Here is a 420-nt window from a genome sequence, read left to right on the forward strand (position 1 = left end):
ACGTAGACGACGTCGTCGTCGTCGAGGATCGACACCGACGTCGACTCGTGGACGCGATCGGACAGTGCCTCGAGATGCGGTCGGGCGATGTCGGGCAGCGACAGACTCGACAGGTAGCTGTAGCCGAGTTCGAGCACGCGCGGGGTCAGCCAGAACACGGAACCGTCGGTGCGGACGTACCCGAGTTCGACCAGGGTGAGCAGGAACCGGCGGGCCGGTGCCCGGGGGGGGGCGGGGGGCCGGGCAACGGCGCTGGGCGGGCGCTGCGGGTTCTCGGGGTCGGACGCCCGGGTGACGGACAGGCCTCGTGCGAGGGGCTGGCCGGAATCGGTCGAGGGCCCGGGCGGCGCGGGCCCGCTCGAAGTCGGCACCGTCCGGGACTCCCCCCGGGGGCACCCCCCCGGGCGGGCGGCGGCCCCG

Annotated in this window: 1 protein-coding gene; it reads right to left on the minus strand. The window is 75.0% G+C overall.

Features of this window, described 5'->3' with window-relative positions:
• A partial coding sequence (locus IJ15_RS0124395; protein ID WP_037136287.1) for an IclR family transcriptional regulator domain-containing protein occupies positions 1 to 371 on the minus strand: 371 nt, incomplete at its 3' end.
• Positions 372 to 420: the final 49 nt, after the last annotated feature.

The sequence above is a fragment of the Prescottella defluvii genome (assembly GCF_000738775.1).
Taxonomy (GTDB): Bacteria; Actinomycetota; Actinomycetes; order Mycobacteriales; family Mycobacteriaceae; genus Prescottella; species Prescottella defluvii.